Genomic DNA, 6,093 nt, shown 5'->3' on the forward strand with positions numbered 1-6,093 from the left:
GTCATCAGACGAAGCAACAGCATCCATCACCTGATGGCGCAAAGCATCAAGCTGCTGCGCGAAGGCTCCACCGACGGCGCCAGCGAAAAGCACGTTCCCGTCATTGAAAAGACCGAAAACGGCTACAAGGTGAAGGTCGGCTCCGCCGCCCATCCCATGGCCGAAGACCATTACATCGAATGGATCGAACTTCTGGCCGACGGCGTTTCCCACATCGCCTTCCTGAACCCCGGCGACGCTCCCGAAGCCGAGTTCTGCGTGAAGGCCGACAAGGTCGTCGCCCGCGAATTCTGCAACAAGCACGGCCTGTGGAAGGCTGAATTCCAGGGCTAGCCATGAAGAAGTACGTCTGCAACCTCTGCGGGTACGAATATGACCCCGCCAAGGGTGATCCCGATTCCGGCATTGCTCCCGGCACCGCCTTTGAAGACATCCCCGAAGACTGGGTCTGCCCCCTCTGCGGCGCCTCCAAGGCCGAGTTCGAGGCCGTCGAAGCCGAAGAACCCAAGGCGGAAAAGGGCGAAAAGGACATGTCCATGTGGCAGTGCCAGGTCGGCAACTGCGGCTACATCTACCGTCCCGAAAAGGGCGACCGAAAGGGCAAGATTCCCGCCGGCACGCCCTTTGAAGACCTGCCCGACGACTGGCACTGCCCCGTCTGCGGCGCAAGCAAGAAAATGTTCAAAAAGCTCGCCTAGCGGGCAAAGAGAAGCATCATGGTCCATTGCAAGACTTCCGTTGCCGGCTGCACCGGGCAGACCATGCTCGGAGCGGGAGTGAAATTCGAGCGCATACGCCGCATCACCGGATACCTGGTAGGTACGCTCGACCGCTTCAATGACGGCAAAAAGGCGGAAGAACACGACAGAGTCAAGCACTGCAACATGGAAAACTGGCGCTGAGCCGCACCCAAGGAGAAACACGATGGAAAAGTACATTTGCAACGTCTGCGGTTACGAATACGATCCCGCCAAGGGCGATCCCGATTCCGGCATCGCTCCCGGCACCGCCTTTGAAGACATCCCCGAAGACTGGGTCTGCCCCGTCTGCGGCGCTTCCAAGGCCGACTTTGAAGCCGCGTAATTACTGACAAGATTGTTCGCGGGCAGCCCCCTTTCCGGGGGCTTCCCGCTTTTTTTGTTTTACCAAGCCGAGGAAAACATGAGACCTGTTGAACTGAAAAAGGACATTTACTGGGTCGGCGCCGTCGATTTCGACATCCGCAACTTCCACCACTACAGCCGCTCTCCCGAGGGCAGCACCTACAACGCCTATCTCGTCTGCGACGAGAAGAAGGTGCTCTTCGACACCGTGAACGCTCACGAGTTCGACACGCTGGTGAAGCACATTTCCGAAATCATCGATCCTGAAAGCATCGACTACATCGTGTGCAACCATCTTGAACAGGATCATTCCGGCGCGCTTCCCCGCATCGTGAAGCTGTGCAAGCCCGAAAAGATCTTCTGCTCGCCCATGGGCTACAAGTCCATGACCAACATCTATAATACCGAGGGATGGCCCATCGAGATCGTCAAGGACGGAGATCGCCTGAACATCGGCAAGCGCAACGTCACCTTCCTTGAAACCCGCATGCTGCACTGGCCCGACAGCATGGTGTCCTACCTGGAAGAAGACAAGGTGCTCTTCAGCAACGACGCCTTCGGCCACAACCTCGCGACCTCCTACCGCTTCGCCGACGAGTGCGACCGCACCACGCTTTATGAATCCATGAAGCGCTACTACTACAACATCGTGCTGCCCTACTCTCCCCAGGTTCTCAAGACCCTGAAGCGCGTGACCGACCTCGGTCTGCAGTTCGACGTCATCGCCCCCGACCACGGTCTCATCTACCGCACGCCCGAGGACGTGAAGTTCGTCATCGAGTCCTATCAGGCCTTTGCCGAACAGAAGCCCAAGAAGCGCGCCGTCATCGCCTACGAGAGCATGTGGAACGGCACCGCCAAGATGGCCGAAGCCGTGGCCGACGGTCTGGACGCCGAAGACGTGCCCTACGTCCTCATCAACCTGCAGACCTGCCACTGCAGCGACGTGATGACCGAGCTCGCCGACAGCGGCGCTCTCATTCTCGGTTCCGCCACGCGCAACAACATGCCCATGGTGAACATGATGGCCTGCCTCGCCCATGTGAAGGGCCTGCGTCCTCAGAATCTCGTGGGCGCCACCTTCGGCACCTACGGCTGGTCCGGCGAAGCTCCCAAGATGATGGCCGACGCTCTGGCCGACATGAAGGTGGAACTCGTGGGCGAACCGCTCAAGTGCTATTTCAATCCCAAGAAGGAAGACCTTGAAAAGTGCCGCGAACTCGGCGTCGCCGTGGCCCGCGCCCTCAAGGAAAAGTGCGGAGCCTAACCGCCTGAAACATCAAGCGCCCGGGCTGCCGTCTCCAATGCGGCAGTCCGGGCTTCATGGCCGATTACGGCAGAGACTCGTCCTTCCGCGTCGCCGACGAGCACCAAGGAGCACATCATGGATCTCATCCTCCTCTCCCGCCTCCAGTTTGCCATGACCGTCTTTTTCCACTTCATCTTCGTGCCTCTCACGCTCGGCCTTTCCGTGCTGCTCGCCATCATGGAAACCATGTACGTGCGCACCGGCGATGAAGATTACAAGAGGATGGTCAAATTCTGGGGCAAACTCTTCCTCATCAACTTCGTTCTGGGCGTGGTGACGGGCATCACGCTTGAATTCCAGTTCGGCACGAACTGGTCCCGCTACTCCGCCTACGTAGGCGACATCTTCGGTTCTCTGCTGGCCATTGAAGCCACGGTGGCCTTCTTCCTCGAATCCACGTTCGTGGCCGTGTGGACCTTCGGCTGGGAGCGCGTGAGCAAGAAGGTGCACTGCTTCGCCATATGGATGGTGGCCATTGCCGGCAACATTTCCGCCCTGTGGATCATCCTTGCCAACGGCTTCATGCAGCATCCCGTGGGCTACGTCCTGCGCAACGGACGCGCGGAGCTCGACGACTTTTTCGCCGTGGTCACCAATCCCTACGCCTGGGGCGAATATTTCCACACCGTCTCCTCGGCGTGGATGCTGGGCGGCTTCTTCGTGCTCGGCGTGGCCGCATGGCACCTTGCCCGCAAGAATGAAACCTCCCTGTTCACCAAGGCCGTGCGCATCGCAGCGCCCTTCACCCTCGTCATGGCGCTGCTCGTCGGCGCCGCCGGTCACCAGCAGGGCATGAACGTGGCCGAATATCAGCCCGCCAAGATGGCCGCCATGGAATCGCACTGGACCACCCAGACCAGAGCTCCCATGTACCTTCTCGCCTGGCCCGATCAGGAAAACGGCAAGAACCTTGTGGAAGCCCTGCCCATTCCCGGCCTCATGAGCTTCATCGCCTTCAACGACATCAACGCCGAAGTGAAGGGTCTCAGCGACTTTGCCAAGGAAGACATTCCGCCGGTGCTGCCCACCTTCCTGTCCTTCCGCATCATGGTGGGACTCGGCTGTCTCTTCATTCTGGTGTCCGCCTGGGCCTGGTGGCGTCGCAAGGATCTTGCCGCAGACACCCGCCTTGCCAAAATCCTGCCCTGGATGATTCCCCTGCCCTACATCACCATCATGCTCGGCTGGACCGTGGCCGAAGTAGGCCGTCAGCCCTGGATCGTCTACAATCTCATGCGCACCTCGGACGCCGTGTCCCCCGTGCCCACGAGTTCCGTGCTCATTTCCGTCATAGCCTTCCTGGTCATCTACACGCTGCTCGGACTCATCGACATCTGGCTGCTGTATTCCAACTCCCGCAAGGGGCCCGAACCTGTCAAAGCCGCTGAGGAGGCGTAGCATGGAAACGATCTGGTTCTTCCTCTGGACGCTTTTGTGGGCCGTGTACTTCATCCTTGACGGCTTCGACCTCGGCATGGGCACCCTCATGCCCTTCGTGGCCGCCAACGACCATGAACGCCGCGTCATCTACAACGCGCAGGGCCCCTACTGGGACGGCAACGAGGTGTGGCTCATCACCGCCGGCGGCGTGACCTTCGCCGCCTTCCCCAACGCCTACGCCGTCATGTTCAGCGCACTCTACGCTCCCCTGCTCATCCTGCTGTTCTGCCTCATCTTCCGCGCCGTGGCCTTCGAGTTCCGCGGCAAGGGCGATTCCTGCACCTGGATCTTCAGCTGGGACGTGTGCATGACTCTCGGCAGCTTCCTGCCTGCGCTTCTGCTCGGCGTGGCCTTCGCCAACCTGTTCATGGGCATTCCCATCGACGCGGACGGCGTATACCACGGCAACATTCTCAAGCTTCTCAACCCCTACGGCCTTGCCGGCGGCGTGTTCTTCGTGGTCATGTTCTGCTACCACGGCGCGCTCTGGCTTGAACTCAAGTCCGAAGGCAATCTGCAGCTCAAGGCGCTCAAGGCCGCCCGCGTGCTCTGGCCCGTGCTGCTCGCCCTGGTCTTCCTGTTCCTGGCCCTCACGAGCTACTATACCGACAGCTTTGAACGCCTCGCGCAGCATCCCGCGGCCTACGCGGCTCTCGCTCTCGCCGTCATCGGCCTTGTGGGCAGCCGCCTTGCCCTGAACAACTGCACCCTCGTCGCCTGGCTGTGCAGCGCCCTGTTCATTCTGGGCCTGACCTTCTTCGGCGTGTTCGGCATGTATCCCGGCATCATTCTTTCCAGCATTGATCCGGCCTACAGCATCACCATCTACAACGCCGCCTCCAGCCCCCTCACCCTGAAGATCATGCTCACCGTCACGCTCTGCGCCGTGCCCGTGGTGCTGCTCTATCAGGCCTGGGTCTACTGGACCTTCGCCCACAAGGTGACCAAGGACGTGCTCAAGGACGAACACTCCTACTAACCGCGCCGAAGCACCGACGGCTCAACGCCGCAGGCTCCGATACCGCTGACCGACAAAGGCCGCCCGCTTCTCCTGAAAGCGGACGGCCTTTTTTCTTCCCGGTCCTCTCTTCACAACTCCCGGTTTGCAGCACGTCTCCGGCTGCCGCCGTTTTCCGCACCTGCAAAGTCACATTTTGCCTGACGCTTAAGATCTCTCTGCGACCTCCAGAGCTTTTCTTCCAACAACCTCACAGTTACTGCTGGACAATTTTTTCAGTTCTACTACAGCTGCTATACCGGTAACAACCATGATAGTAATAGCCGCAATAGGATTCTTAATGTTTGACAGTTTATCAATTATATCTTCCATATCTGTCTCCCTACCTGTAAAATTTCGCGTACCATTCAGGGGATATCTTACGAGCTTGTTTTCTCTGGCAAAATCTCATTCCTCCATATAGGTCAAAGCACATGACAGCGAACTTCTATTCTGTGCCATAGACACATCCATGGAGGCATGAAAAAATATTATAAATCAACTCCCACTGGACAATTTTATCAGCTGCACAGCACCTATTACGCCAGCAACAACCATAATGGTAACAGCCGCAATAGCATCCGAAACATTCGTAGACTTATCACTTTTATCACTCATCGTTACCCTCTTACTTATGAAATTTTGTTAAAATATCAATAAAATCTTTGCCTATCTTCCCCTTTAAAAGGGCTCCTATACCTAGACTACATGCTACAACGCCGGATAAAGGAATCATTGCTGAAGCAAAAGATAGCATTCCTGCAATAATAGCTATACCTCCTACTTTCTTGATTGTCTCTTTTAGGAGGGAAGCCTGTTCTGGATCTTCTATGCTCGTTTGCAATTGCCCCAGTTTTTTTTCTGCATCTCCAACGGGCTTTGCCTTACCAATTTCATACCGACCTACCGTTGTCTTAGTGACTCCCAAAATGGAAGCCAACTCTTCCTGAGTAATTCCCAGGTATTCCCGAATACGCTTAATTTCGTCTGGACTCACGGTTCACACCATTTGTTATAAACATTTGTTGATAACATCTGTAATCAACATCTGTTCTCATGTCAAGTCTTTCCATCCCTCGAACAAAATATTTTAAAATTTTCCGATTCAGAAGACTTGGAAGCATTCGCCCGCAGGGGAGTTTCCATGCCCTGCGAGGAACTACTACCCAGTTCCTACCTGAAAAATCAGCTCCAAATCACCCATGCGCATGCTTACCTCTTGATATCGTTTCTACTTTCTCGAC

9 protein-coding genes and 1 pseudogene are annotated in these 6,093 nt (G+C 56.8%); 8 read left to right on the forward strand and 2 right to left on the reverse strand.

Going from position 1 to position 6,093, the window contains the following annotated elements:
- The first annotated feature begins 3 nt into the window (after positions 1-3).
- The 8 genes and pseudogenes from QZZ60_RS10035 (at position 4) to cydB (ending at position 4,831) form a co-directional block, all read left to right on the forward strand.
- Positions 4-333, forward strand: coding sequence for a desulfoferrodoxin (locus tag QZZ60_RS10035; RefSeq protein ID WP_295641053.1), 330 nt, complete (start codon positions 4-6; stop codon positions 331-333).
- Positions 334-335: 2 nt separating this feature from the next.
- A pseudogene (gene rd, locus QZZ60_RS10040) lies at positions 336-485 on the forward strand (rubredoxin); the annotation flags it as partial.
- 45 nt (positions 486-530) lie between these two features.
- The gene (locus tag QZZ60_RS10045; RefSeq protein ID WP_346666655.1) at positions 531-698 is read left to right on the forward strand and encodes a rubredoxin; all 168 of its coding nucleotides are present in this window, start codon (positions 531-533) and stop codon (positions 696-698) included.
- An 18-nt stretch (positions 699-716) separates the two neighbouring features.
- On the forward strand, positions 717-902 hold the full coding sequence (nrdD, locus tag QZZ60_RS10050; RefSeq protein ID WP_295641040.1) for an anaerobic ribonucleoside-triphosphate reductase: 186 nt from the start codon (positions 717-719) through the stop codon (positions 900-902).
- 22 nt (positions 903-924) lie between these two features.
- Positions 925-1,083 (forward strand): rubredoxin, encoded by a 159-nt coding sequence (rd, locus tag QZZ60_RS10055; RefSeq protein WP_294483841.1) that lies wholly within the window; start codon positions 925-927, stop codon positions 1,081-1,083.
- A gap of 78 nt (positions 1,084-1,161) precedes the next feature.
- Positions 1,162-2,370 (forward strand): MBL fold metallo-hydrolase, encoded by a 1,209-nt coding sequence (locus QZZ60_RS10060; RefSeq protein ID WP_295641043.1) that lies wholly within the window; start codon positions 1,162-1,164, stop codon positions 2,368-2,370.
- Between the two features lie 117 nt (positions 2,371-2,487).
- On the forward strand, positions 2,488-3,810 hold the full coding sequence (locus tag QZZ60_RS10065; protein WP_295641045.1) for a cytochrome ubiquinol oxidase subunit I: 1,323 nt from the start codon (positions 2,488-2,490) through the stop codon (positions 3,808-3,810).
- A 1-nt stretch (position 3,811) separates the two neighbouring features.
- Positions 3,812-4,831, forward strand: coding sequence for a cytochrome d ubiquinol oxidase subunit II (gene cydB, locus QZZ60_RS10070; protein WP_295641047.1), 1,020 nt, complete (start codon positions 3,812-3,814; stop codon positions 4,829-4,831).
- Between the two features lie 186 nt (positions 4,832-5,017).
- Here the strand turns inward: cydB and QZZ60_RS10075 are convergent, their stop codons facing one another.
- The gene (locus QZZ60_RS10075; protein WP_295641049.1) at positions 5,018-5,182 is read right to left on the reverse strand and encodes a hypothetical protein; all 165 of its coding nucleotides are present in this window, start codon (positions 5,180-5,182) and stop codon (positions 5,018-5,020) included.
- A 295-nt stretch (positions 5,183-5,477) separates the two neighbouring features.
- Positions 5,478-5,846 (reverse strand): helix-turn-helix domain-containing protein, encoded by a 369-nt coding sequence (locus QZZ60_RS10080; RefSeq protein WP_295641051.1) that lies wholly within the window; start codon positions 5,844-5,846, stop codon positions 5,478-5,480.
- Between the last annotated feature and the right edge of the window lie 247 nt (positions 5,847-6,093).

The organism is uncultured Mailhella sp., from assembly GCF_905187505.1.
GTDB lineage: Bacteria > Desulfobacterota > Desulfovibrionia > Desulfovibrionales > Desulfovibrionaceae > Mailhella.

Bases quoted from the DNA above. Each gene is read 5' to 3' on its own strand.
- QZZ60_RS10045 (WP_346666655.1), top strand. From the start codon at position 531: ATGTCCATGTGGCAGTGCCAGGTCGGCAACTGCGGCTACATCTACCGT.
- nrdD (WP_295641040.1), top strand. From the start codon at position 717: ATGGTCCATTGCAAGACTTCCGTTGCCGGCTGCACCGGGCAGACCATG.
- rd (WP_294483841.1), top strand. From the start codon at position 925: ATGGAAAAGTACATTTGCAACGTCTGCGGTTACGAATACGATCCCGCC.
- QZZ60_RS10060 (WP_295641043.1), top strand. From the start codon at position 1,162: ATGAGACCTGTTGAACTGAAAAAGGACATTTACTGGGTCGGCGCCGTC.
- QZZ60_RS10065 (WP_295641045.1), top strand. From the start codon at position 2,488: ATGGATCTCATCCTCCTCTCCCGCCTCCAGTTTGCCATGACCGTCTTT.
- cydB (WP_295641047.1), top strand. From the start codon at position 3,812: ATGGAAACGATCTGGTTCTTCCTCTGGACGCTTTTGTGGGCCGTGTAC.
- QZZ60_RS10075 (WP_295641049.1), bottom strand. From the start codon at position 5,182: ATGGAAGATATAATTGATAAACTGTCAAACATTAAGAATCCTATTGCG.